This is a genomic window from Pseudoflavonifractor sp. An85, from assembly GCF_002161235.1.
Lineage (GTDB): Bacteria > Bacillota > Clostridia > Oscillospirales > Oscillospiraceae > Enterenecus.
On sequence record NZ_NFHE01000101.1, the window covers coordinates 1 to 1,130 of the forward strand.

Here is a 1,130-nt window from a genome sequence, read left to right on the forward strand (position 1 = left end):
AAGACACCCACTCTGGGTACCGCCTCTGCATTCATCACCATGGCACTGGATTCCAACCTCCACGAGATTCATTCGGAGAGTGGGTATATGCAGTACATCGCTACCCGCCCCCGTGTACAACGACGGGGCTCCCACGGGCTGTTCAGCGCCGCCCCTTCCGTGGATCTGGATACCGCCATGTCCCAGCTGGAATCCCATGAGGGGAATGTGTGGACCATCATCTACTCTCTCCGCCGTGAGGATGCGTCCCGGCTGGGGTACGACCATGCAGAGGCGTGGCGCTCCCTGCTGATGCGACACACGAAGGACTTAGCCAAGGCTATGAAGATCCCCACCGATCACTTCCGCTGGTACGCAGCCTTCCACGACGAGGGACATCACCCTCACATTCACATGATGGTGTGGTCCGATCATCCCAAGGAGGGCTTCCTGTCCAGAGACGGCATTGCAGCCATGCGCTCCAAGCTGACCAACAGTATCTTCCGGGATGAGATGAATGCGCTCTACCAGAGAAAGGATGTTGCCTACAAAGAGCTCACGGAGACGGCCCAGGACACCATGCGGGAGCTGATTCACAGGATGGCACGTCAGCTGTGGGACAGCCCCATCATCGAAGAGAACATGGGCCAGCTGGTACAGGCCTTGGAAACCACAAGCGGAAAAAAGCAGTACAGCTATCTGAAGAAGCCCCTGAAGACCCTGGTGGACAACATTGTGGATGAGCTGGCCAAGCAACCGGAGGTGGCCCAGTGCTACAAAGCCTGGAATCGCATTCGGGATGAGCTGAACCAGTGCTACAACAACATCCCCAGGGAGCACCTCCCCCTCTCTCAGCAGAAGGAGTTTCGCAAAATCAAAAACGATGTGATCCGGGAGGCCGAGAACATTCGTCTCGGCCTCCTGACCTTTGAAGATGAAGCCATGCGGGACGAACCAGAGCCAGAGGACACAGCTGAGGAGCATCTCTCCTACAGTGTGTATGAACAGGCTCATCGTTACCGTGCCGCCAAGGATGTCCTGCAGGACATCTATGCGCTGGATGAAGAACACACCCAAGCCGTGGGTGAGTTGGAGCAACTCTGGGATGAGGGCTACACCGTAGCGGCACACCAGCTGGGCAAGTTTTTTCG

Annotated in this window: 1 protein-coding gene; it reads left to right on the forward strand. The window is 56.9% G+C overall.

Features of this window, described 5'->3' with window-relative positions:
• On the forward strand, positions 1-1,130 hold a 1,130-nt coding region (gene mobP3, locus B5G37_RS15385), incomplete at both ends, for a MobP3 family relaxase (protein WP_242962910.1).